Origin of the sequence: Aeromonas sp. FL131 (genome assembly GCF_049860615.1) — a bacterium.
Taxonomy (GTDB): Bacteria; Pseudomonadota; Gammaproteobacteria; order Enterobacterales; family Aeromonadaceae; genus Aeromonas; species Aeromonas hydrophila.
Genome location: NZ_CP187595.1, coordinates 664,620 through 688,146 on the forward strand (window position 1 = coordinate 664,620; position 23,527 = coordinate 688,146).

General features: G+C 62.7%; 18 protein-coding genes. 8 read left to right on the plus strand and 10 right to left on the minus strand.

Annotation, left to right across the window (positions count from 1 at the left end; all coding sequences use genetic code 11):
- Positions 1-124 precede the first annotated feature (124 nt).
- Positions 125-1,501, plus strand: coding sequence for an alanine/glycine:cation symporter family protein (locus tag ACPW75_RS03235; RefSeq protein WP_077096201.1), 1,377 nt, complete (start codon positions 125-127; stop codon positions 1,499-1,501).
- Between the two features lie 108 nt (positions 1,502-1,609).
- Here the strand turns inward: ACPW75_RS03235 and ACPW75_RS03240 are convergent, their stop codons facing one another.
- Positions 1,610-2,311: a lipoyl protein ligase domain-containing protein gene (locus tag ACPW75_RS03240; RefSeq protein ID WP_077096200.1), complete on the minus strand. Its 702-nt coding sequence runs from the start codon at positions 2,309-2,311 to the stop codon at positions 1,610-1,612.
- 99 nt (positions 2,312-2,410) lie between these two features.
- On the minus strand, positions 2,411-3,808 hold the full coding sequence (locus ACPW75_RS03245) for a nucleobase:cation symporter-2 family protein (RefSeq protein ID WP_077096199.1): 1,398 nt from the start codon (positions 3,806-3,808) through the stop codon (positions 2,411-2,413).
- Positions 3,809-4,054: 246 nt separating this feature from the next.
- Here ACPW75_RS03245 and ACPW75_RS03250 point away from each other — a divergent pair, with 246 nt between their 5' ends.
- Complete coding sequence (locus ACPW75_RS03250; protein ID WP_077096198.1) at positions 4,055-5,194, plus strand: GGDEF domain-containing protein; 1,140 nt, start codon at positions 4,055-4,057, stop codon at positions 5,192-5,194.
- 34 nt (positions 5,195-5,228) lie between these two features.
- Here the strand turns inward: ACPW75_RS03250 and ACPW75_RS03255 are convergent, their stop codons facing one another.
- The gene (locus tag ACPW75_RS03255; protein ID WP_077096197.1) at positions 5,229-5,477 is read right to left on the minus strand and encodes a YciN family protein; all 249 of its coding nucleotides are present in this window, start codon (positions 5,475-5,477) and stop codon (positions 5,229-5,231) included.
- Positions 5,478-5,627: 150 nt separating this feature from the next.
- Positions 5,628-7,007 carry an MATE family efflux transporter gene (locus tag ACPW75_RS03260; RefSeq protein ID WP_039215328.1) on the minus strand — a complete coding sequence of 460 codons (1,380 nt, stop codon included), beginning with the start codon at positions 7,005-7,007 and terminating at the stop codon, positions 5,628-5,630.
- Between the two features lie 120 nt (positions 7,008-7,127).
- Here ACPW75_RS03260 and ACPW75_RS03265 point away from each other — a divergent pair, with 120 nt between their 5' ends.
- Both ACPW75_RS03265 and ACPW75_RS03270 read left to right on the plus strand, forming a co-directional pair.
- The gene (locus ACPW75_RS03265; RefSeq protein WP_179101405.1) at positions 7,128-7,985 is read left to right on the plus strand and encodes a helix-turn-helix transcriptional regulator; all 858 of its coding nucleotides are present in this window, start codon (positions 7,128-7,130) and stop codon (positions 7,983-7,985) included.
- Positions 7,986-8,053: 68 nt separating this feature from the next.
- On the plus strand, positions 8,054-9,748 hold the full coding sequence (locus ACPW75_RS03270) for an NAD-dependent malic enzyme (RefSeq protein WP_011705191.1): 1,695 nt from the start codon (positions 8,054-8,056) through the stop codon (positions 9,746-9,748).
- A 140-nt stretch (positions 9,749-9,888) separates the two neighbouring features.
- On the opposite strand, the gene ACPW75_RS03275 is transcribed toward ACPW75_RS03270, so the two are convergent.
- The 4 genes from ACPW75_RS03275 to ACPW75_RS03290 all read right to left on the minus strand — a co-directional run bounded on the left by ACPW75_RS03275 (position 9,889) and on the right by ACPW75_RS03290 (position 14,516).
- On the minus strand, positions 9,889-10,944 hold the full coding sequence (locus ACPW75_RS03275; protein WP_190283703.1) for an OmpA family protein: 1,056 nt from the start codon (positions 10,942-10,944) through the stop codon (positions 9,889-9,891).
- 211 nt (positions 10,945-11,155) lie between these two features.
- Complete coding sequence (gene ompA / locus ACPW75_RS03280; RefSeq protein ID WP_016349943.1) at positions 11,156-12,157, minus strand: porin OmpA; 1,002 nt, start codon at positions 12,155-12,157, stop codon at positions 11,156-11,158.
- A gap of 431 nt (positions 12,158-12,588) precedes the next feature.
- Positions 12,589-13,611, minus strand: a complete 1,023-nt coding sequence (locus ACPW75_RS03285; protein ID WP_077098288.1) for an OmpA family protein — start codon at positions 13,609-13,611, stop codon at positions 12,589-12,591.
- Between the two features lie 308 nt (positions 13,612-13,919).
- Positions 13,920-14,516 carry a hypothetical protein gene (locus tag ACPW75_RS03290; protein ID WP_077098286.1) on the minus strand — a complete coding sequence of 199 codons (597 nt, stop codon included), beginning with the start codon at positions 14,514-14,516 and terminating at the stop codon, positions 13,920-13,922.
- Positions 14,517-14,774: 258 nt separating this feature from the next.
- On the opposite strand from ACPW75_RS03290, the gene ACPW75_RS03295 reads away from it, so the two are divergent.
- On the plus strand, positions 14,775-15,041 hold the full coding sequence (locus tag ACPW75_RS03295; protein WP_005298604.1) for a helix-turn-helix domain-containing protein: 267 nt from the start codon (positions 14,775-14,777) through the stop codon (positions 15,039-15,041).
- Positions 15,042-15,246: 205 nt separating this feature from the next.
- Positions 15,247-16,608, plus strand: coding sequence for a sodium-dependent transporter (locus ACPW75_RS03300; RefSeq protein WP_011705197.1), 1,362 nt, complete (start codon positions 15,247-15,249; stop codon positions 16,606-16,608).
- Positions 16,609-16,686: 78 nt separating this feature from the next.
- Here the strand turns inward: ACPW75_RS03300 and ACPW75_RS03305 are convergent, their stop codons facing one another.
- Both ACPW75_RS03305 and ACPW75_RS03310 read right to left on the minus strand, forming a co-directional pair.
- Positions 16,687-17,553 (minus strand): patatin-like phospholipase family protein, encoded by an 867-nt coding sequence (locus ACPW75_RS03305; RefSeq protein WP_190283702.1) that lies wholly within the window; start codon positions 17,551-17,553, stop codon positions 16,687-16,689.
- Positions 17,554-17,586: 33 nt separating this feature from the next.
- A complete protein-coding gene (locus ACPW75_RS03310) occupies positions 17,587-19,140 on the minus strand; it encodes a sensor domain-containing diguanylate cyclase (protein WP_077098043.1) in 1,554 nt (517 codons plus the stop codon).
- A gap of 208 nt (positions 19,141-19,348) precedes the next feature.
- On the opposite strand from ACPW75_RS03310, the gene ACPW75_RS03315 reads away from it, so the two are divergent.
- Positions 19,349-20,398 carry an efflux RND transporter periplasmic adaptor subunit gene (locus ACPW75_RS03315; protein WP_024944721.1) on the plus strand — a complete coding sequence of 350 codons (1,050 nt, stop codon included), beginning with the start codon at positions 19,349-19,351 and terminating at the stop codon, positions 20,396-20,398.
- Entirely contained in the window at positions 20,398-23,517 is a 3,120-nt protein-coding gene (locus ACPW75_RS03320) for an efflux RND transporter permease subunit (RefSeq protein ID WP_077098041.1), read from the plus strand. Before ACPW75_RS03315 ends, ACPW75_RS03320 begins: the two co-directional genes overlap by 1 nt.
- The last annotated feature ends 10 nt before the right edge of the window (positions 23,518-23,527 follow it).

Sequence of the window (23,527 nt, forward strand, 5' to 3'; positions counted from 1 at the left end):
ATCACGGCCTCGCAGTAAGAGTGTGAACACGTTCTTGGCCTGCATCCGATCGCCTTTGGGGATCGCGACACCTATGGGAAGATCATCCTTCTCCTCCTTAATTTTTGTTTCTTAAGGAGGATGCATGTCATCAATTCAATCGGCGCTCGCCGCCATCGATAGCTTTATCTGGGGTCCACCCCTGCTGATCCTGCTGGTCGGGACCGGTATCTACCTTACCCTGCGTCTGGGTCTGCTTCAGGTGGTGCGCTTGCCGCTTGCCCTGCGGCTGGTCTTTGGCCGCGACCAGGGTCAGGGCAAGCAGGGGGATGTCTCCAGCTTCGGCGCGCTCTGCACCGCTCTCTCCGCCACCATCGGTACCGGCAACATCGTCGGGGTGGCCACCGCCATCAAGCTGGGGGGCCCTGGCGCCCTGTTCTGGATGTGGATGGCAGCCCTGTTCGGCATGGCCACCAAGTACGCCGAGTGCCTGCTGGCGGTCAAATATCGTCAGCAGGATGCCAACGGTCAGATGGCGGGCGGCCCCATGTACTATCTGGAGAAGGGGCTCGGCTCCAGGCCGCTGGCCAAGATGTTCGCCCTGTTCGGCATCGGCGTCGCCTTTTTCGGCATCGGCACCTTCCCGCAGGTGAACGCCATCAGTGACGCCATGAGCCTCTCCTTTTCGGTACCCCGTGAAGTGACCGCCGTAGTGCTGACCTTGATCGTGGCGCTGGTGACCCTGGGGGGCATCCAGTCCATCTCCAGCGTGTCGAGCAAGGTGGTGCCCTTCATGGCCATCTTCTACATCGTTGCTTGCCTCGGTGTACTGGTGAACAATGCCGCCGCCCTGCCGGAGGCGATCGCCCTGGTGATCGGGAGTGCCTTCACCGGCCATGCGGCCACTGGCGGCTTCGTCGGCGCCGGCATCATGCTGGCGATCCAGTCCGGGGTGGCGCGCGGGGTCTTCTCCAACGAGTCGGGACTGGGTTCAGCCCCCATTGCGGCTGCGGCAGCCAAGACAGATTCGTGCGTGGAGCAGGGGCTGGTCTCCATGACCGGCACCTTCATCGACACCATCATCATCTGCACCATGACCGGCCTGACTCTGGTGGTGACCGGGGTGTGGAGCGGCGATGTGAGCGGCGCGGCCATGACCAGTCTGGCCTTTGCCCAGGGGCTCGATGCCCATGTCGGCCAGTATCTGGTGAGCATCGGCCTGTTGTTCTTCGCCTTTACCACCATCCTTGGCTGGAACTACTACGGCGAGCGCTGCACCGAGTACCTGTTCGGGGTGAAGGCGATCAAACCCTACCGCCTCATCTATCTGGTGCTGGTGGCGAGCGGTGCCTTCCTCCATCTGGACCTGATCTGGCTGTTGGCCGACATCGTCAACGGCCTGATGGCGGTGCCCAACCTCATCGGCCTCATCGGCCTGCGCCACGTGGTGATCGCCGAGACCCGCGCTTACTTCAGCCGGGACCGGGATACGGAGTCCGAGCCCGAGCCGCAGACGGCCTGACGCCGCGACCACCCATCCAAACGAAAAGCCACGACCCGGGTCGTGGCTTTTTTTATGGGCGTTTTTGATGAGGGGCAGGTTGTGGTGCCCGGCAGCAGGGCGTTGGGCTCACTCCTGGGTCAGCAGCGCGGTGAGTCGGGTTCGCACCCTCTCCACCAGCTCGTCCTCGCTCTCTTGCCAAGCGATGGCTTGCGCGATGGTGGTGGAGGTGCTGGGGAGAAAGCGCAGCTCGCCGCCCGCCAGCTCGTAGAAGCGGCTCGCCATCCGGGTGCCTTCGTCCACGTTGCCGGCCACCAGCAGCATGGCCTGGGCCAGTACGGCACCACTGTGATCCTGGCCCGGTGCCAGCCAGCGCTGGGCAGTGCCGGTCACCTTGCGACCCCCGATCACCAGATTGTACTGGCCATCGCAAAACGAGCCGGGCACGAAGTCATAGCTGCCCTCAAGACCATATTCCCCCAGCAGGGCGAGCAGCGGCGCCCCCAGCAGCCGGTAGTAGTGAGCCAGATCCGTGGTGGTGCGAGGCAGCATGAGCGACAGATTGAGGATGCCGGCGCCGTGGGGCACGGCGGTGCCGCCGCTGTCGCGCACATGCACGGGCCAGCCCTCGGCGGCCAGCTGCTCGCAGGCGGCCTGGTAGCGGGGCAAACGGGTGTCCTTGCGGGTGACGATGAGGCATTGGGGAGCCTGCCAGAGGTGCGCGCGGGGCTGGCGGTCATGGGCGCATTCTCGCAGCCAGCGCTGCTCCTCGGCCAGGATCTGATCCGGGGTGTGGCTGCTGGGCAGGGGGGGAAGCAGGGTATAGGGCATGAAAGGCATCCTGAGCAGAGGCTGCCCAGCACACTACCCGTGGCAGCGAAGGAGGTAAAGCCCCGCATGGCGGGGCTTTGGTGCAAGGATGGCGGTGTGTCAGGCCTGTGCGGCGGCGCGTTTGGGCAGCAGCAGGTTCATGATGATGGCGGTGAGGCCGCCGGTGGCGACGCCGTAGGAGAGCACGCTCTTGGCCAGATCCGGCAGGTGCTGCAGCACTTCCGGCACCTGTGCCACCCCGAGGCCCATGGCTAGCGATACCGCCAGGATCATCAGGGCGCGGCGATCGAGCTCCTCGCGGGAGATGATGCGCACGCCGGCGGCGGCGATGGTGCCGAACATGACGATGGTGGCGCCCCCCAACACGGGCTCGGGGATCTGCTGCACCAGGCTGGCCACCGCCGGGAACAGGCCGAGCAGCGCGAGCATGGCGGCGATGAAGAGACCGACGTGACGGCTGGCCACCCCGGTCAGTTGGATGACGCCGTTGTTCTGGGCGAAGGTGGACATGGGGAAGGTGGAGAACACCGCCGCCAGCATGGAGTTGGCGCCATCGGCCAGCACGCCGCCCTTGATCCGCGCCATGTAGACCGGTCCTTCCAGCGGCTCGCCGGAGATGTCGGAGGTGGCGGTCATGTCGCCGATGGCCTCGAGCGCCGTCACCACGAAGATAATGGCGAGCGGCACGAACAGCTGCCAGTCAAAGCCGAGGCCGTAGTGGAGCGGGATCGGCACCATCAGCAGCGGGCCGTCGAAGGTGGGGACGTTGACCTTGCCCAGCAGCAGCGCCACCGCATAGCCCACCAGCATGGCGATCATGATGGCGGAGAGGCGCAGCCAGGGATTGCGGCTGCGCTGCAGCAGCACGATGAGACCGAGCACCAGCAGGGAGAGGAAGAGGTTGGTGTGGCTGGCGAAGCTGCCATCCGCCAGGGCGCCGTAGCCGCCCCCCATGCTGATGAGGCCCACCTTGATGAGGGTCAGGCCGATGAGCAGCACCACGATGCCGGTGACCAGCGGGGTGATGATCCGTTTGACCAGGTGCAGGAAGCGGCTCATCACCACGATGGTCAGGGCTGCTGCCAGCATGGTGCCGAACAGGGTGCCCAGCAGATCCTCGGTGGGCATGGCCGCCTGCTTGAGGGCGAGGCCGGAGGCGATGATGGGGCCGAGGAAGTTGAAGCTGGTGCCCTGTACCGAGAGCAGGCCGGAACCGAGGGGGCCGAAGCGGCGGGTCTGGATGAAGGAGGCGATGCCGGACATGACCAGCGACATGGAGACGATATAGCGGGTGTCGGCGGCAGGGAGGCCGAGGGCGTTGGCAATGATGAGAGGGGGAGTGATGATGGCGACAAACATGGCGAGCATATGCTGCAGGGCGGCGAACAGGGTCTGGGGCAGGGGCGGGACATCCTCTATGCCGTAGACCAGTTCGCTGTGGGCTCGCCTGGGTGGATGGGCCTCTCGGGTTGCGCGTACGGCGGCAGCCTGTTCCATAAATACCTCGAATGTGTGGGGGAGGGGGCAGAAAATTGGGCGCTATTTTAGTGATTGAGAACGGGCTGACCAGCGCTAATTCGGGTTGCAACGGGTTTATTTTTTGATGAGTTGAAACGTTTGCGCGTGGCGATTATGATCCGCCGGTTTGTGTGGCGGCGCTCGCTCGGAAATGGGACCGGTTGCATAGGATTTTGCCGCCGCACGGCGTAGAATGAGCCCTCTGTTGCGATTTGGAGGCTCTGGATGCTGAAGCTGTCGGAGTTCTGGAGTGCCCGTGCCCACTCCGAAGATTTTACCCTGACCCGCATGGGCTTTATGACGGTGCGTCTTCGGCTGCTCACCTGTCTGTTGATGGTGGGCCTGCCCGCCTGGGCGGTGGTGGACTGGCTGACCTTGCCCTCCGCCCAGTTCGATGAACTGCTTCAGGCCCGGATCTTCTGTCTGCTCGCCCTCTCCCCGCTCATCCCCTTCTCCTACCTCATCCATTTCAGACGCGAACGCATGAAGCTGGCGCTCGGCTACCTGATGGCGGTGATGATGCTCTTCTCCCTCATCTGCCTGCACAGCTTCGGCGCGGATCAGGAGCTGCAGGCGGGCTACATGGCGTTCCCCTACTTGCTCATCAGCCTGTTCGCCATCTTCCCCATTCCGCTCTCCCTCGGCCTGCAGCTGGCGGGGGGCATTCTGGTCACCATGCTGGCCGGCAACTGGCTGCTGGTGGGGCAGCCGCTCTGGAGCGTGCAGACCCTCAACCAGATCTGGCTGCTGGGGCTGTTTGCCCTGGCCAGCAGCTGGGTGCAGTGCGGCCAGCTCAACATGCTGCTGCAGCTCTACCGGGAGTCCACCACCGACGAGCTGACCGGCATGATGAACCGCCGCCTGCTGATGAAACAGCTGGAGAAGGCGAGGATGAGCATGATCCGCAAGCAGGCGCCGTTCGCGGTGCTGCTGCTGGATCTGGACCGCTTCAAGCGCATTAACGACACCTTCGGCCATCTGGCGGGGGATGCGGTGCTCAAGGAGGTAGCGGCGACCCTGGCGGAGCAGCTGGAGCCCGGCATGGTGCTGGGCCGCTACGGCGGCGAGGAGTTTGCCATCCTGCTGCCCAACTGCGCCGAGCTGGCCCAGGCCAAGCGGGTGGCCGAACGGCTGCGGGTGGCGGTGGAAGCGCGGCTGGTGAAGAGCCCCACCTCCGACGAACTGCTGGAGGTGACGGTGAGTATCGGCCTGACCCTGGCCCTGCGCGGCGAGGGGGTGGAGGATCTGCTCAACCGGGCCGACGAGTGCCTCTACATGGCCAAGATGGCCGGGCGCAACTGCGTGGTGGGGGAGCTGGGTGGCAAGCAGGCTCTGCCTGCCGTCATACAGACAGATGCCGCCTGAGGGCGGCATCTTGCTTGAGCGGGGTTGAGCGGGCTCAGCCCAGTTGGTACTTGCCGGAGAGCTGCTGGGCCAGCAGCTTGAACATGTTGAACACCGCCATGGTCTTGCCGGTCGGGGTGCCATCTTCGGCCAGGAAGAACTCCCCCTTGAACACCAGGATCTCCCCCTTCTGCTCCACCGAATCGGCACGCATGCCGTGGATGAAGTCTTCGTGTTCCTTGATGATCTTGTTGGCTATCTCCAGCAGGGCAGTCTCGGTGATCAGCTCTTTTTGTGGTTGCATGCTCGTCTCCTTAAACGACTACTGGGCAGGGGCATAATGTCGCTGCACGCGGTGCGCCCTGCCTCTGATTGAAGAGGGGGCCAGCATACTGCAAACGGGGATTTTCTGTCATTGATATGACCCCGCATTTTCCTGCTTTGCTCTCTTCCCTTATCCCAGCACCAGATTTCTGAGCCAGCGGCGCTGGCGAATACGGCGCTGCACCAGCAACACCTTGCTGAGCTCTTCCAGCAACACCACCGCCACCACCCAGGAGAGGGGCCAGCCGAGCAGGTTGACGGCGCCCCAGGCGAGCGGCAGGCCGATGCACCACATGCCGACGATGTCGATGAAGATGCTGTAATTCACATCCCCGCCCGAGCGCAGCACCCCTATGATGCCCACCATGTTGAACACCTTGAGCAGCATGCCCAGACACATGATGGCGAGCACCTGGCCGGCCTCCGTCATCAGCTCGCCCGGCAGGTTGCCGACCCACTGCAGCAGGTGGGTCTGCAGCAGCCAGACCGCGATCCCCACCAGCAGGGCTCCGATGGGGGCGAGCAGCAGGAAGAGCTGGGAGTGCTGCCAGGCAACCTCGTACTCTTCCGCCCCGAGCCGGTGGCCGAGCAGGGTGGAGCAGGCCACCGCCAGCCCGAAGAAGAGGGAGATGAGGATGCTCTCCAGCGTGCCGAGGGTGGTCATGATGGCCAGCGAGTCGGTGCCAAGGTGGGCGTAAAGAAAGCCGTAGAGCAGCATGCCGAAGGCCCAGAGCCCGTCGTGGAACAGGAGCGGCAGGGCGATCAGGGTGAAGCGCACCACCTCCTTGCGCTTGAAGGCGGCCAGCCAGTCATCTTTTCGCGGGATCAGGCGCGCCTCGTAGCGTCTCACGTAGAGCAGCAGCAGGGTCGTTTGCAGCAGCCGGGAAAGGGTGGTGCCCCAGGCCGAGCCGGCCACCCCCATCGCCTCGAAGCCGAAATGGCCGAAGATGAGGGCGTAATTGAGGATGACGTTGGCGATGATGGCGATGATGCCGATGCGGGTGGGGGCGGCGGCATTGCCGACCGAGCGCAGCGCCGACTCCAGCGGCACCACCACGGCGGTGCAGAGGATGGTGGCGCCGGTGATCATCAGAAACTGATCGGCCAGCTCGCGCAGCGCGGGCTCCTGGCTGGCAAAGCCGAGCACGCTGCCCGGTGAGAGCACGTAGACCAGGGCAAACGGCAGGCTCACCAGCAGGGCCCCCACCAGCGCCAGCGCCAGCGAGCGGCGCACCCCGGCCATCTCGCCGCGACCGTAATATTGTGCCGCCAACACCGAGACCCCGCCCGAGAGTCCCGCTATCACCAGCAGATTGAAGAAGAAGACCCGGTTACCCAAGCCGACCGCCGCCACAGCCGTGGTGCCAAGCTGGCTCACCATCATGATGTCGATGAGGCCGAGCAGGGAGAACATCATGGATTGCAGCGAGACCGGCAGGGCCAGCCGCCACAATCGGGTCATGAACTCACGATCAGTGGTTTGTTTTAAAATCGCTTGCCAATAATTCATTTATGTTAACCGGGTAGATAAAAAGCAAGGTTTGTCATGGGTATGATAGGGGGAGTAACGGGCGGCTTCACTGTGAGCCTCTCTCGGCTTTCTTGTGTAAAACTATCCTGTTGAGGTGTTATGCCGTTTGTCAGCGAGTGTCTGGAAATTGCCCCGGCCTGTGAGGAGCGGATGCTGGGGCGCGAAGGGTTGCCGCTGCTCGGCGAGGCGGGCATCTTCCTGACCGGGCTCTCGAGCATCCGCGACCACTACCTGATCCGTCGCAACCGGCCGGAGTTTCACATCCTGATGGTGAGTCACGATGAGGGGGGCGCCCTGCTCACCGATGGCGGCGAGCAGCCCATCCAGGCCGGTTCGCTCATCTTCCTGCCGGCGGCAGTGCCCGGTGGTCTCAAGCTGGTGGGGGCGCAGTGGCGCACCAGCTGGATCTTGCTGGATGACGTGCCGCGCTGGCAGCACCTGCACCGGCTCGGCCACCGCATCTGGCAGGGGGAGGAAGGGGAGCAGCTCTATCACCTGCTCAGCCTGATGCAGGGGGAGGGCACTCGTTCACCGCTGCAGCCCCAGTTGTTGAGCCTGCTGCTGGCGCTCCTGGAGCGCACTCTGCAGGGGGAGGTGCGCGGCACGCCTGAGCTCAGGCTGCAGGCGCTGTTTCGCCGGGTGGAGGCACGCCTCGACGAGCCCTGGAGCGTGGCGTTGCTGGCCGACCAGATGGCCTGCTCGGTGCCCCATCTGCATCGGCTCTGCCAGCAGGCGTTCGGCATGGGGCCCATGGCGAAGGTGACCGAACTCAGGATGAGCAAGGCGCGCCAGCTGCTGCTCTACACCAACTGGCCCCTCGGCGAGCTGGCCGGCCGGGTCGGTTACAGCGACGGTGCCAACTTTGCCAACCGCTTTCGCCGGCTCACTGGTCTGACCCCGGGCGCCTTTCGTCGCCTGGGTCGCAAACCTTTTGCAACGGATGTGCAAACTCTTTGAAATTAATGGCGCAAGCCCATAGGATCGGCGGACTCCTTCGTCCAGGTCATCGTTTAGGTACCCGATCCATGTTTGAAGATAATAACCAGAAACGTCCCCTCTACATCCCCTATGCCGGTCCGGCCCTGCTGGAGACTCCGCTGCTCAACAAGGGCAGCGCCTTCACCAGCGAAGAGCGCAGCAACTTCAACCTCGAAGGCCTGCTGCCCCAGAATATCGAGACCATCGAAGAGCAGGCCGAGCGGGCCTACCGTCAGTTCATGGCGTTCGGCAACGACATGGACAAGCACATCTACCTGCGCAACATCCAGGACACCAACGAGACGCTGTTCTACCGGCTGCTGACCAACCACCTGACCGAGATGTTGCCGGTCATCTACACCCCGACGGTCGGCAAGGCGTGCGAGGAGTTCTCCAACATCTATCGTCGCGCCCGTGGCCTGTTCATCTCCTATCCGGACAAGGACAGGATCGATGACATGCTGCAAAACGCCACCAAGCAGAACGTCAAGGTGATCGTGGTCACCGACGGTGAGCGGATCCTGGGCCTCGGCGATCAGGGCATTGGCGGCATGGGCATTCCCATCGGCAAGCTGTCGCTCTACACCGCCTGCGGCGGCATCTCGCCGGCCTACTGCCTGCCGGTGGTGCTGGACGTGGGTACCAACAACCAACAGCTGCTCAATGACCCCTTCTACATGGGCTGGCGCAATCCGCGCATCTCGGGCGAAGAGTATGCCGAGTTCGTCGACGCCTTCATTCAGGCGGTCAAGCGCCGCTGGCCCGATATCCTGCTGCAGTTCGAGGACTTCGCCCAGAACAACGCCATGCCGCTGCTCAATCGCTACAAGAACGAGCTCTGCTGCTTCAACGACGACATTCAGGGCACCGCCGCCGTGACCCTGGGCAGCCTCATCGCCGCCTGCAAGGCCTCCGGCGCCAAGCTCTCCGAGAAGCGGGTCGCTTTCCTCGGTGCGGGCAGCGCCGGTTGTGGCATTGCCGAACAGATCGTGGCGCAGATGAAAGCCGAGGGGCTGACCGATGCCCAGGCTCGCAGCCGGGTCTTCATGGTGGACAGATTCGGCCTCATCACCGACAAGATCCCCAACCAGCTCGACTTTCAGCGCCGCCTCTCCCAGCCGGTGGAGCGCATCGCCGACTGGCCGGTGGGGGACAACATCTCCCTGCTGGAGGTGATGGAGCACGGTCGCCCGGACATCCTGATCGGGGTCTCCGGCCAGCCGGGGCTGTTCACCGAAGAGGTGGTCAAGACCATGCACAAGCACTGTGCCCGCCCCATCATCTTCCCGCTCTCCAACCCCACCTCCCGAGTCGAGGCGACACCGGCAGATCTGATCCGCTGGACCGATGGCCAGGCGCTGGTGGCCACCGGCAGCCCGTTTGCACCGGTGGAGTACAAGGGCAAGCGCTACGTCATCGCCCAGTGCAACAACTCCTTCATCTTCCCGGGGATCGGCCTTGGCGTGATCGCCGCCGGTGCCACCCGGGTGACCGATGCCATGCTGATGTCGGCCAGCCGCGCGCTGGCAGAGTGCTCGCCGCTGGTGAAAGGGGAGGAGGGCTCCTTGCTGCCGGATCTGGCGGACATTCACCAGGTCTCCCGCTACATCGCCAAGATGGTGGCCAAGACCGCCATGCTGCAGGGCAAGGCGGTGCAGACCCCGGACGAGGTGATCGATCAATCCATCGAGGCCAACTTCTGGCGCCCCGAGTATCGTCGCTATCGCCGTACCTCCTTCTGATTTCTGCGGGAAGGCGCAAAGCAAAAGGGATGCCTCGGCATCCCTTTTTTGTGCATCGCGTTGTGGGTGGGCTTGCTCTCCACCTGTTGTTATCTGCACCTCTTCACACGTCTGGCACTGTGCTCTCTTGGTGGCTGGGCTTACTGCTCGGCCGGGGCGGCGGCTGCCTCGGGGGCACCCTGAGTGCCGGTGACCCTGACTTCTACCCGGCGATCCGGTGCCAGGCAGTCGATGAGGGCGGCCTTGGCCTTGATGGCATCACACTGGCTGCCGGTGACCGGGTTGCTCTCGCCATTGCCCTGGATGCTCACCTTGTCGGCGGGCAGCCCCTTGCCGATCAGGAAGTTGGCGACCGTGCTGGCGCGGGCCTCCGACAGCGCCTGGTTGTTGGCATCCGACCCGATGCGGTCGGTGTAGCCCATCACCACGGCGTTGCCATCCTTGGGCTTGACGTCGGCTATCTGCTGATAGAGCGACTCCAGTGCCTGCATCCCCTCCGGTTTCAGCTCCGCCTTGCCGAACGCAAACAGCACGTCCGAACTCAGGTTGAAGGTCTGATCCACCGGCTCGGGAGCGGGTGGTGGCGGGGGAACGACCATGGGGGCGGGGGCCGGCTCGACCGGTTTGCTGCGGTTGGGGTGGATCACCAGCTCCAGGGTGGCGGTGCTGATGTCGCTGACCCAGCGCTGGGTGCCGCTGCCCACCTTGTCATTGTCGGGATCGTCGCCGACCCGGACCATGTAGCGGTAGCGGGCCTGGATGTCGACCCAGTCGTGTAGCTTGGCGGTGAGGCCGAGGCCGGCCAGCGGAGCCAGGTTGTTGTCGCCGCCGTTGATGGACTTGACGTGGTAGACATAACCGCCGCCCTCGGCGAACACCGAGAAGATATCCCCCAGCGGCAGTCGACCAATCACCGACAGGGTGGCGCCCTGGCTGCTGAAATCGTTGCCCTGCACGTCCCAGTCACCGGTCGACAGGTAGCCGAGCTCGGCCCCCAGATTCTCGGTGAAGTTGTAGCCGCCGAACAGAGAGAGCGCGGTGGCGTCCTTGCTCGCATCCTTGCCAAAGTCACCCAGATCGTGAGCGATGGCCCAGCCACCTCCCACCCCGGCGTACCAGTCGTTGTCCGGCGCCGCCTGTGCGCCCGTGGCTGCCAGTGCCAATGCAATCCAAACAGGTTTTACTCTTATGTTCATCGCGTATCCTCGTCGATGTCTGGTGTAGTAGGGCGCAAGCCCTGTTGTGTACAACCACCACTATTTATAGGCGATGCAGGGTTTTTAACCACTTAGGTGGTATCGAGGATGGCAATGAGCAGGGATCTGCGGGTCAGCCGAGGTACTCAGGGTGAGCGTCAGGCAATAAAAAAGGAGGCCGGATGGCCTCCTTTTCGGTCACCAAGGTGACTTACTGGGTGACTTGCTGTACGCCGGTGACGCGCACTTCTACGCGACGATCCGGGGCCAGGCAGGCGATCAGCTGGGCCTTGGCCTTGATGCCGTTGCACTGGGTGCCAGTGACCGGGTTGGCTTCGCCACGACCTTCGATGGCTACCTTGCCGGCAGGCAGACCCTTGCCGACCAGGAAGTCGGCCACGGTGCGGGCACGGGCTTCAGACAGCTTCAGGTTGTAGGCATCGGAGCCGATGCGGTCGGTGTAACCAACGACCACGGCGCTGCCATCTTTCGGCTGTACGTCGACGATCTGCTGATACAGGGTGTTCAGGGCGGCAACGCCTTCCGGTTTCAGGGTGGATTTGCCGAAGGCAAACAGCACGTCTGAACTCAGGGCGAAGTTCTTGTCGACCACGACCGGCTCAGGAACCGGCTCGGGAGCAGGTGCCGCTACCGGTGCCACGTAAGTGGAGCGGTTCGGGTGCATCACCAGTTCCAGGGTGGCCACGCTCATGTTGGTTTCCCAGGTCTTCTGCTCGTCACCCAAGTTCCACATGTAGCGGTAACGGGCTTGCAGATCGATCAGGTCAGAGAGCTTGGCGGTCACGCCCAGACCGGCCAGCGGCGCGGTGCCGTTGTCGCTGCTGCCGTTGCCGTTGACGTGGTTGAAGTAGGCGCCGCCTTCTGCAAACACGGAGAAGATGTCGCCGAGCGGCAGACGAGCCAGACCGGACAGGGTTGCGCCCTGGGTCTTGAAGTCAACGCCATCGACGCCACCCTTGCCGGCGTAGAGATAACCCAGCTCGGCGCCGAAGTTATCGTTGAAGTTGTAGCCGCCAAACAGGGAAAGCGCGGTGGCATCCTTGTCGGCATCTTTGCCAAAGTCGTTCAGGTCGTGGCCATAAGCCCAACCAGCACCGATACCTGTGTACCAGTCGTTGGCAGCCTGAGCGGTGGAAGTCCCCATGGCCGCGATGGCCAGAGCAATCAGGGCGGGTGCCATTTTCATTTTCATCGTTTTATCCTCGTTGAGTTTGCCGTGCTAGGGCGTACTGCGCACTCTTCAGTTATACCGGTCACAAGTGACAATTCAGCTGCGACCGCCATGGTGAACCACGGTTGGCCTGAATGAAAAAAGAGATGGTTCCTGGATACTCACGAAGCCTTGGCTCCATGGACAACTAACCGGGCCGGAAGCACTTTTAATAGTTCATCCAATGCCTTACAAGCGGAGTTACTGTATTCTTTTGACTCGCGTTGATCAAGTTTCTGTACAGATATCCAGCGCTGGCGCGGCTCTGCACGGGGTGCTAGAAAACTGGCGGAGGGAAACGATTTGACAGAAAGTGACGCGCCTTGCTGTGTTTTTGGTCAGTTGGCGGTGGGGAGACAAACAAAAGGGGATGCCGTGGCATCCCCTTTTCGCATCATCTGAACGGAGTCAGATTACTTCTGAACTTCTTGTACGCCGGATACGCGAACTTCAACGCGACGGTCCGGAGCCAGGCAGGAGATCAGCTGAGCTTTGGCTTTCACGCCGTTGCACTTGGTACCGGTAACCGGGTTGGCTTTGCCACGACCTTCAACAGCAACCTTGCTGGCGGCCATGCCTTTGCTGACCAGGAAGTTGGCAACAGTGCGAGCGCGGGCTTCGGACAGCTTCTGGTTGTAAGCGTCGGAACCGATGCGGTCGGTGTAACCAACGACAACAGCGTTGCCATCTTTCGGCTGGAATTCAACGATTTGCTGGTACAGACCGTTCAGGGCAGCAACGCCTTCCGGCTTCAGGCTGTCTTTGCCAAAGGCAAACAGCACGTCGGAGTTCAGGGCGAAGTTCTTCTCGACAACCTGCGGAGCCGGGGCCGGCGCTTCTTCAACAACCGGGGCCGGAGCCGGGGCTACGTAGGAAGTGCGGAACGGGTGGTATACGGCTTCCAGGGTTGCAACGCTCTGGTTGGACTTGTAACGGTCACCATTGTCAGCGTGCAGGTCAGCCACGTCCCACATGTAGCGGTAGCGAGCTTGCAGATCCAGTGCGTCGTTAACCTTGTAGGTCACGCCCAGGCCAGCCAGCGGGGACACTTTGGTGTCACTTACGCCCAGACCATCGGTGTGAGCCCAGTAGGCGCCGCCTTCAGCGAAGGCAGAGAAGTCGCCGCCCAGCGGCAGACGAGCGATACCGGACAGGGTGGCACCCTGGTTCTCGTAACGGTTGCCGTCGGTGTTGCCACGACCAGCGTACTGGTAGCCGAACTCGGTACCGAAGTTTTCGGTGAAGTTGTAACCGACGAAGGCGTTGGCTGCAGCTGCGTCTTCTTCACCAACGTTGGTGCTTTCGATCTTGTTCAGACCGTTGAAGTGAGCAGCACCGACACCGGCACCGAAGTAGATGTCGTCAGCGGCGTGAGCTGCAGTTGCACCCATGGCAGCCATGGCGATGGCGATCAGGGAAGGAGCCATTTTCATCATAAAAAAATCCTCGTTGAGATGGCACGTTGTTCACGTGCTTCGCACTTTTTAATTTATGTAAGCTGCAGGCTCTGCCGAACAACAGCGTTGAGTCTGGCAGGGATCCCGGATCCATCCGGGAGGCACACATTCCTGGTGCACAAGCGAGCGGGTGGCAGCGTAAGCAATGCCTTCAACCCTTCACGAACAGCCGATGTCATTCCGATGACGTGGCGCACTCTATGCCGATTTCAAAACATGATCAAGCTCACACATAATCCATATGGCAAATTGTGTCGTGTGGATAACTGGCTGTTTATCCAAATTAATTAGTGATCCAAATAGGCTCGGTGCAGTCTCTTCTCGAGTTTCATATAGGCCTGAACCCAGTCAGATTGCGCCATGGCGGGAAATTCCCTCGCCTGGAACACGGCCAGGTAATCGGCCTCGGTTGCTTCGCACAGTAAGGGTGTAAAACTGCACAAAAAATGACGGGCCAGGTAGGGGTCGAGCGGCCAGATGTTGAGGATGGCCCGCGCCACAGGCTGTACTGCAGCTGAACAGCAAAAATGCAGGTGGCCTGCTTCGAGCCAGTTTGCCATCTCGGCCAGCCCGTTGACGGGGACCAGGCCGCCATCGCCCGGCTCTTTGGCCAGCGCCAGATGCTGGCCATTACCAAGCAGCAGGGTTCCATCTTCCTGCATGACGCCGTCGTGACTGCGCAATGGCAGCCCGGTTGCGGGCTGCTCAAGAAACAGGCTGCTCTTGTCATCGAGCGCAGCCAAAACTGCTGCCGCCTGATCGTGCAGCGCGGCGGGCAACCAGAAGGCCTCGGCACGAGTCTGCTGGCCTTGCTGCAGTTGACGAGCGAGTTCTGCGGGGGTGGTGACTGGGTGTAAACAGGAGATTATGCCGGGAAGCGCCATGAGTTCTTACTCTTAAGGGATAGCCGGCGAATTATACGAGTTATTCCTGTGGCAACAATAAAGGTTTCTTTTCGAGACTGTTTACCTGAGGCGGTTGAGCGATTACCATCCCCGATGTTTGCAAGGGTTGTCGTCGAAAGACGCTGATTAAAGATAGAGGCTCGACCATAACGAGTCCGTTCAAAACTGATACACTTGACTACGAGTCGTCGCGAAAAATAAAGGTGGAGTCAATCCGCCGTACGGAGTATGGAACACATGAATTCAAATATCGTAACTGTTGGCAAGAAGATCCGTCAGATCCGTGAAGCGGTCGGCCTGAGCCGTCCCAAGTTTGCAGATCTGCTGGGCGTTCCCCCGACCACCCTGAAGAACTACGAACTGGGTTATCGTGAAGTTGGTGGCGCCTTCCTGGTGGCACTGGCTCATCACCCGGAACTGCACAAGTTCACCCTCTGGCTGCTGGCTGACAAAAAAGTCGCCGAAATCGGTCAGATCGGCCCGGACGATATTGCCAAGGCTTGATTTGATTGAGCTTTGACAAAAATGCCGCCATCGAGGCGGCATTTTTTTATCCATCAAATAATCCATGAAATTAATTAAATTTGGCTAATTGTGCTCTCACCAAGGCTTTTCACGAAAATACCTTGGCAAGCCGGATTAATCCTCAGAAAATTCTGACCGCTAAAATTAGCGGTATCCCTCGCATGATGCGCACAGTGAGACAAGCATGAGTCAAATCACCCCCAAGGCCAGAGATGGCTTTACCAGCAAATTCGGCGTCCTTGCCGCCACCCTGGGCTCAGCCGTCGGGCTGGGAAATATCTGGAAGTTTCCCTACCTGACGGGCGAAAACGGCGGCGCCGGTTTCCTGCTGGTCTATGTCATCGCGACGCTGCTGGTCGGTTTGCCGGTGATGATCTCCGAGATCATGCTGGGGCGCAAAGGCAAGTCCGATGCCGTCACCACCCTCAGCAAGCTGGCCCCCAAGGGGCAGCCCTGGTGGTTGATTGCGGCCATGGGGGTGCTGGCTGCCTTCCTTATCATGTCTTTTTATTCCGAGGTGGCAGCCTGGGTCTTTGCCTACATCTTCAAGGCCGTTGACGGCTCCATCCTGTCGACCGATCCCAAGGTGACCGGGGCGGCCTTCGGGGCGCTGATCAGCGACCCGCTGCAGAGTCTGCTCTGGCAGTGGCTGGTGCTGGCTCTGATGGGCGGCATCCTGCTGATGGGGGTCTCCAAGGGGATCGAGGCGGTGACCAAGAAGCTGATGCCGGTGCTCTTCATTCTGCTGCTCGTTATCGGCATCCGCAGCCTGACCCTGCCGGGTGCGAGCCAGGGGCTGCACTTTCTGTTCTCACCGGATTTTTCCAAGATAACGGCCGGGGTAGTGCTGACCGCCATGGGGCTGGCCTTCTTCAAGCTCTCCATCGGCATGGGTTGCATGATGACCTATGGCAGCTACTTTCGGGATGATCAGAACATCCCGCTGACCACCTTCCGGGTGATGTGCGCCGACCTGTTCGTCTCCATGCTGGCCGGCATCGCCATCTTCCCGGCGGTATTCGCCTTCGGTTTTGAGCCCACCGCCGGTCCCTCCCTGCTGTTCATCACCATTCCGGCGGTCTTTGCCAGCATTCCGTTTGGCCACCTGTTCATGGTGCTGTTCTTCGTGCTCTCCGCCATCGCCGCCACCGGCGCCATGCTCTCCATTCTGGAAGTGCCGGTCTCGGTGGTGTCAGAGCGATTTGGCATGAGCCGCCCCAAGGCGACCCTGCTCAACCTGCTGGTGCTGGGGGCGGTGGGGTCGACCTGCGCGCTCTCCAACAGCTCGCTGGCGGACGTTCATATCGCCGGCAAGACCTTCTTCGACCTGTTCGATTTCGTCTCCTCCAACGTATTGATGCCTCTTGGCGGCATCTTCCTCTGCCTGTTCGTGGGCTGGGTGTGGGGCTTCGAGCGAATGAAGGAGGCGCTGACCAACGGCGGCGAGCTGGAGCTGGCGATCCTCAAGCCGCTGTTCTTCATCATTCGTTACGTGTCGCCGCTGCTGATCCTGATCGTCATGCTCAAGGGGCTGGGGCTGTTCTGATGGCTTGCTGTCGCAAGAACGCAAAAAGAGCGCCGTTGGCGCTCTTTTTTTATGGGCTCGTCAGGTTGGCACCCGGCGTCATATCAAACCGAGGCGGGATAGCTCCTCCTTGAGCTGCTCCACGTTGCGCTCGACGCAGGCCTCACCCTCGTTGATGGCGTCGCTGGCGCGGTGGAAATCCATGATGGAGAAGCTGCCAAGGCGCGGGCAGAGCTGGATCTCGGGCGGGTCGCCGGCCATCCGGGCGCGGGTGATGCGCTCCTGCATGATGTTGATGGAGCCGGTCATTACGCTCCACATGCCCGGCGTGTTGGGGCTGTCGCCCCGGTTGAACCACTGGCTGAAGCGGTTGCCACCGCTCGGTTCATCCGGCTCGTCGGTCCAGGGCTGGTGCATGTCGGCGTTGAGGTTGACGGCGATCACCACCTCGGCCCCCATGGCGCGGGCCAGCGAGATGGGCACCGGGTTGACCACGGCGCCGTCCACCAGCCAGCGATCCTCGACCCGGGTCGGGGTCAGGATGCCCGGCATGCCGCAGGAGGCGCGCACGCACTGGCGCAGCGGCCCCTGCTGCAGCCAGATCTCGCGGCCGGTGTCGAGCTCGGTGGCGACGCAGGCAAAGGGGAGCGGCAGACTTTCGATGGCGGGATCGCCTAAGTGGTTGGCGGCGATGCCGAACACCTTCTCGCCACGAAACAGGCCGCCGGAGAGGGCCGGGTCGAGCAGGCTGACCACCTGCAAGCGGCTGAAGCCGCGTACCCAGCTCTCCAGCTTGTCCAGTTCACCGGCGGCATAGGCGGCGCCGACAAAGCTGCCGATGGAGCATCCCGCCACCAGATCCGGTTTGACGCCGAGCCGCTCCAGCGCCCGTATGATGCCGATGTGTGCCCATCCACGGGCCGCGCCGCTGCCAAGAGCCAGTCCCACACGGGGTTTTCGTGCCACTTTGTCTCTCCAGGAGTGAGTGAGAAAGCCAGCTTACCCGCAGTTGCCGGCGCCGTCATCCTGCCAGCGTTCGCTGCGATTGCGGCCGTTGGCCTTGGCCTGATAGAGCGCCACGTCGGCCCGCCGAATGGCCTCCTGCAGCTGGGTATCGGTGGTGCTGTGGTGGTAACCCAGGCTGACGGTCACCGCCAGGGCCGGCGCCAGCTCCTGCCAGGGATGGCGGGCGATGCGCAGACGCAGCTGCTCGGCCAGCTGGTCGAGTGGTTCGCCCCCTTTGGCCGCCAGCAGCAGAAACTCCTCGCCGCCCCAGCGGATCAGGGCGTCTTCCCGGCGCAGCTGCTGTTGGCACAGGCGCACCAGCTGGATCAGCACCTGATCGCCCACCTCGTGACCAAAACGGTCGTTGACCTGCTTGAAGTGATCGCAGTCGAACATGATCACCCCGAGGCTGCCCCCGCGCTGCTGATGGCGGCGCTCGAACTCGTCGAAGTAGTGGCGGTTGAAGGCGCCGGTCAGGGCATCGTGGCGAGAGAGATAGTCCAACTGCCGGTTCAGGCGGCGGGACTTGAGATTGGCAAGCACGGCCCAGGCCATGAAGAACAGGGCGATCAGGGTCGGGGCGGACTGGCAGAGCAGGGCCCACAGCAGGGAGGGCAGGGGGATGCGGTGGAGCAGGGTGAGCTCGGTGTCAGGAATGGCGTACTGGAACTGAAACGCTCCCTGTTGCCAGTGGTAGCCATCCTGAGCCGTTGACGGCTTTGGGGCGAAGTCGACCTCCTGATTGCTGCTGGCGAGGATCTGCTGATGCTGGTTGACCAGAAACAGGGTGCCGATACCTGGAGTGGATTCGCGCAGCAGCTGTTCCAGCCGGGAGAGCAGCACGTCGATGCTGATGACGCCCACCAGCACCTGATCCTTCACGATGGGCTGTGACAGGGTGATCATCTGCCCCGCGCCGGCAAAGTCCTCGTAGGGGCGCGAGACGGTGGCGTGCAGGCTCTTCTCCTTCTGTTTCAGGGCATCCTGCCAGTAGGACTTGAGATAGATGTTGCGCCGAAAGTGAAACTGGCTGGCGGGCACCCAGGGGTAGAGATAGACGAAGTCATCGACCCCGGTGAAGTAGAGCCAGCCGACCTTGTCCCCGAGCAGCTTGCTGGCGGTGGAGAGCAGGGGGGAGAGGCTCAGCGCCAGGTGCAGCCTGGCGGCGCGCTGGCTGCCGGGGGCCGGCAGCGGCCCCAGCCCGGTCAGGTTGCCGCTCAGCCCCTTGGGCAGGTTGGCGGGCACCCGATCCAGCGCAAAGCCCTGGTCACCATTCTCTCGCAGGGCGCCGTAGAGCTGCTGGGTGAGGGCGGATTGCGGGTTGCTGCGCAGCCGCTCTTCTGCCTGACCGCGCATGGCCTCGAGAAAGGTTTCCATCTGCTGAAACTGGGATTTCAGACGGGAGGCGGTGCTGAGGGTGTCGCTCTGATAATGGTCGGTGACCTGGGTCAGGGTCAGCTTGAGCGTGATGGCCAGCAGCAGGGCGACGAAGGCGCAGAGCAGCCATTGCAGGCGATAGGTAACAAAGTGAGATCTGGGTTCAGGCATAGGCGTTAGGCGGGATCCGGACAGGTTCGGAGCATCAGTTTAGGGCACAATCGTGAAGCCCGTCTTCTGCTACTGCTATTTCAATCAAATATCGCCGCTTCTGTTACGTTTTGTCACATTTATACATAGTCACGGCATAGTCAGGGGGTAACATGGTGACCATCATTGATGAAGTGCCCTCTTTTCTCTTAATTTCATGGATTGCTTGATGAAAATGCGTATATGGCTGGTGCTTGCCTGCCTCTCTCTGCTGATTTCCGCCGGCTGGTATTACCGCCACTCCGCCCCTGCCGGCAAACCCCAGCCACGTCAGGTCAACATCCGGGCGCAGACGGTCAGCCAGAGCCTGGCCGAACCCTCCATCAAGCTGGTGAGCAAGCTGGCCGCCAACCGCTCCGTGGTGATAAGCCCGGAGGTAACCGGCCGCATCGTCAAGATTGCGGTGCGCTCCGGCCAGCAGGTCAAGCAGGGGGACGTGCTGATCGCCCTCGACGCCGGCAAGCAGCAGGCGGAGCTGGCCGAGCAGAGCGCCAGCGTGCGCGACGAGAGCCGCAAGCTGCGGGACATGCGCCGGCTGGTGGCGCGCGGCGCCATCACCACCTCGGAGCTGGAGGGGCAGGAGGCCACGGTCGCCCAGGCTCAGGCCCGCGCCGATGCCGCCAAGTACGAACTCTCCCTGCGCACCCTGCTGGCGCCGTTCGACGGCTCGGTCAGCCTCATCGATCTGAGTGAAGGGGCCCTGGTCAACAGCGGCGATACCTTGCTCCACCTGGACGAGCTGGCCAAGCTGCGGCTCGATCTGGCGGTGCCTGAGCGCTACCTCTCGCTGCTGCGCCCCGGCATGGCGGTGACGGCGACCAGTTCGGCCTGGCCGGATCAATCATTTCGCGGCGTGCTGGAGACGCTGGACAGCCGCGTTTCCAACGATACCCAGAACATCAAGGCGCGGGTGATCATTCCCAATCCTGACGGTCAGCTGCGCCCCGGCATGCTGCTCAACGTCGAGCTCTCCCTGCCACCACAGAAGATGACCCTGATCCCCGCCCAGTCGGTGGAGTATGCCGGCGAGCAGCGCTTCGTCTATCGTCTCGAACCCAATGGCAAGGTCAAGCGGGTGCCGGTGGTGCTGGGGGACACCCATGGCGAAGAGGTGTGGGTGACCGAAGGGCTCAAGGTGGGCGATCGCATCGTGGTCGAGGGGCTGGTCAACCTGCGGGACGGCGTCAGCGTGCACGATCTGGCGGAGGTCAAAGGCTGATGTGGCTCTCCGATATCTCTGTCCGCCGCCCGCTGGTGGCGGTGGTGCTGAGCGCGCTGCTCACCGTGTTCGGTCTGGTGGCGTTTTCCAAGCTGACGGTGCGGGAGATGCCGGACGTGCAGACGCCGTCCGTCTCCATCACCACCATGTACGAGGGGGCCGCCCCCGCCGTCATGGAGAGTCAGGTCACCAAGCCCATCGAGGATCAGCTCTCCGGCATCAGCGGCATCAAGAACATCAACTCGGTGACCCGCAAGGGGCGCTCGGTCATCACGGTGGAGTTCAAGCTCGGCTGGAACATGGTGGAGGGGATCTCCGATGTGCGCGACGCCATCTCCCGCGCCCGTCCCAAGCTGCCGGACGAGGTGGATGAACCCCTGGTCACCAAGGACAACGGCAACGGCGACGTGGCGGTCTGGCTCAACTTCAGCAGCACCCAGATGGACCGCACCGCCATGACCGACTACGCCAACCGGGTGCTGGTGGATCCCTTGAGCCTGGTGGACGGGGTGAGCGAGGTGTCGCTCTCCGGCGATCTGACCCAGGTGATGTATGTGCGGCTGCGCCCAGCCGACATGGCGGCGCGCGGCGTCACGGTGGCGGATGTGCAGGATGCCCTCAAGCGCGAGAACATCGAGCTGCCGGGCGGCGAGATCCGCAACAACAGCATGACCATGGCGGTGCAGATCGCCCGCCTCTATCACACTGCCGCCGATTTCCAGGCGCTGCAGGTGCGCACCGCCGCCAACGGCCAGAGCATCTATCTGGCTGACATCGCCGATGTGGAGGTGGGGGCCAAGAACGAAGACAGCGCCTACCAGCGCAACGGCCGCGAGAGCTTGGGGATAGGCATCGTTGCCCAGTCCACCGCCAACCCGCTGGCGGTGGCGCAGGGGGTCGAGAAGAAGATGGCCGAGATGCAGCGCTTCCTGCCGGAGGGGGCAACGCTGGAGGTCGACTACGACTCCACCATCTTCATCAAGCAGGCCATCGACGAGGTGTACGAAACGCTCGCCATCTGCGCCGTACTGGTGGTGGCCGTGCTCTACCTGTTTCTGGGGCAGGGGCGCACCACCCTCATTCCGGCCATCACGGTGCCGGTCTCTCTCATCTCGGCCTTTATCGGGGCCTGGTATCTCGGTTTTTCCATCAACCTCATCACCTTGCTGGCGCTCATTCTCGCCATCGGCCTGGTGGTGGATGACGCCATCGTGGTGGTGGAGAACATTCACCACCATCTGCAGCGCGGTGAGCCGCCTCTGCTGGCCGCCTGGCACGGCACCCGCGAGGTGGGCTTTGCGGTGATCGCCACTACCGCCGTGCTGGTGATGGTGTTCGTGCCCATCGCCTTCATGGATGGCATGGTGGGCCGGCTCTTTACCGAGTTCGCCATCCTGCTGTCGCTGGCGGTGCTCTTCTCGTCGCTGATTGCGCTCACCCTGACTCCGGCCATGGGCTCCTGGCTGATGCGCTCGGTGGATCGGCCCAACCGGCTGACGGCGGCGCTCGATCGTGGCCTCGGCTGGGTGGAGAAGCACTATCGCAATTTGCTCGGCTGGATGCTGCGCCACTCGCGCTGGACCCCGCTGGTGTTGGTGCTCTGCCTGGGCGGCATCGGCGCCCTGTTTGCCCAGCTGCCCACCAGCCTGACCCCGACCGAGGATCGGGGCGTGCTCTACGTGTTCGTCAAGGGGGCCGAGGGCACCAGCATCGAGCGGATGAAGCGCAACATGCAGCAGGTGGAGGCGGCCATCATGCCGCTGCTCGGCAAGGGGGTGGTGCAGGCCATGAGCTTCAGCACCCCGGCCTTTGGCCGCGGCGGCGATCAGACCGGCATGGCCATCATCCAGCTCACCGACTGGGCCGAGCGGGATGAAACCGCCACCGAATTTGCCAAGTCCCTGAGCGGGCGGCTGGCCGGCATTCCGGACGTGATGATCCGCACCTTCCAGCCGGGCTTTCGCGGCGGCTCCACCGCGTCGGTGCAGTTCGTGCTGCAGGGCTCCGATTACGCCGAGCTTTATCAGCAGGGGCTGGCCCTGAAAGAGGCGGCAGCCCAGAGCGGCCTGATGGAGACGCCGGATCTCGACTATGCCGAGAAGACCCCGGAGCTGCAGGTGACCATAGAGCGGGATCGGGCCAACCAGCTTGGCATCCCGGTCTCCACCGTCGCGAGCTCCCTGCAGGCCCTACTCGGCGGCATCAGCCAGACCACCTATGTAGACAGAGGGGAGGAGTACGACGTCTACCTGCGCGCCAACCAGCGCGACTTCAACGGCGTCTCCGACTTGAGCCGCATCTACCTCAAGGCGGCCAACGGCGAGATGGTGACCCTCTCGACCCTGGCCACCGTCAAGCAGGTGGCGAGCCCGCAGCGCCTCAACCACTACCAGCGTCAGAAGGCGGTGACCCTGACTGCGGATCTGGCGCCGGGCCATACCCTGGGTGAGGCGCTGGATTACCTGGACGGCTGGGCCAGTGCCAACCTGCCAAGCGGCATGACGGTGGATTATGCCGGCGAGTCCAAGGACTATCGCGACAACCAGGGCGAGATGGTGATGGTGTTCGGTCTGGCCCTGCTGGTGGTCTATCTGGTGCTGGTGGCCCAGTTCGAGAGCATGCTGACCCCGGCGGTGGTGATGGTGACGGTGCCGCTCGGCATCTTCGGCGGCCTGCTTGGCCTCTGGCTGACGGGGCAGGAGATGAGCATCTACAGCCAGATCGGCATGATCATGCTAATCGGCATGGTGACCAAGAACGGCATCCTGATCGTCGAGTTCATCAACCAGTTGCGCCAGCGCGGCGAGGGGTTCGACGAGGCGATCATCGCAGGCTCGGTGCGCCGCTTGCGCCCGATCCTGATGACCTCGCTCACTGCCATCATAGGGGCCGTGCCGCTGATGCTCTCCATGGGGGCGGGCTATGAGAGCCGGATGTCGGTGGGGACAGTGGTCTTCTTCGGCCTCTCTCTGGCAACCCTGGTGACCCTGCTGCTGGTGCCCGCCATCTACCATCTGCTGGCCAAGCGGGCCGGCATGACCGGGGCGCGGGATCAACTGGTGGACGAGGCGCTGGCGGCCAGCGAGGCCGACTCGCAGCAGGACAAACCGGCGGCCTGATGCCTACACC

Bases quoted from the DNA above. Each gene is read 5' to 3' on its own strand.
- ACPW75_RS03285 (WP_077098288.1), bottom strand. From the start codon at position 13,611: ATGATGAAAATGGCTCCTTCCCTGATCGCCATCGCCATGGCTGCCATG.
- ACPW75_RS03315 (WP_024944721.1), top strand. From the start codon at position 19,349: ATGAAAATGCGTATATGGCTGGTGCTTGCCTGCCTCTCTCTGCTGATT.
- ACPW75_RS03295 (WP_005298604.1), top strand. From the start codon at position 14,775: ATGAATTCAAATATCGTAACTGTTGGCAAGAAGATCCGTCAGATCCGT.
- ACPW75_RS03255 (WP_077096197.1), bottom strand. From the start codon at position 5,477: ATGCAACCACAAAAAGAGCTGATCACCGAGACTGCCCTGCTGGAGATA.
- ACPW75_RS03250 (WP_077096198.1), top strand. From the start codon at position 4,055: ATGCTGAAGCTGTCGGAGTTCTGGAGTGCCCGTGCCCACTCCGAAGAT.
- ACPW75_RS03275 (WP_190283703.1), bottom strand. From the start codon at position 10,944: ATGAACATAAGAGTAAAACCTGTTTGGATTGCATTGGCACTGGCAGCC.
- ACPW75_RS03310 (WP_077098043.1), bottom strand. From the start codon at position 19,140: ATGCCTGAACCCAGATCTCACTTTGTTACCTATCGCCTGCAATGGCTG.
- ACPW75_RS03300 (WP_011705197.1), top strand. From the start codon at position 15,247: ATGAGTCAAATCACCCCCAAGGCCAGAGATGGCTTTACCAGCAAATTC.
- ACPW75_RS03320 (WP_077098041.1), top strand. From the start codon at position 20,398: ATGTGGCTCTCCGATATCTCTGTCCGCCGCCCGCTGGTGGCGGTGGTG.
- ompA (WP_016349943.1), bottom strand. From the start codon at position 12,157: ATGAAAATGAAAATGGCACCCGCCCTGATTGCTCTGGCCATCGCGGCC.
- ACPW75_RS03240 (WP_077096200.1), bottom strand. From the start codon at position 2,311: ATGCCCTATACCCTGCTTCCCCCCCTGCCCAGCAGCCACACCCCGGAT.
- ACPW75_RS03235 (WP_077096201.1), top strand. From the start codon at position 125: ATGTCATCAATTCAATCGGCGCTCGCCGCCATCGATAGCTTTATCTGG.
- ACPW75_RS03270 (WP_011705191.1), top strand. From the start codon at position 8,054: ATGTTTGAAGATAATAACCAGAAACGTCCCCTCTACATCCCCTATGCC.
- ACPW75_RS03265 (WP_179101405.1), top strand. From the start codon at position 7,128: ATGCCGTTTGTCAGCGAGTGTCTGGAAATTGCCCCGGCCTGTGAGGAG.
- ACPW75_RS03290 (WP_077098286.1), bottom strand. From the start codon at position 14,516: ATGGCGCTTCCCGGCATAATCTCCTGTTTACACCCAGTCACCACCCCC.
- ACPW75_RS03260 (WP_039215328.1), bottom strand. From the start codon at position 7,007: ATGAATTATTGGCAAGCGATTTTAAAACAAACCACTGATCGTGAGTTC.
- ACPW75_RS03245 (WP_077096199.1), bottom strand. From the start codon at position 3,808: ATGGAACAGGCTGCCGCCGTACGCGCAACCCGAGAGGCCCATCCACCC.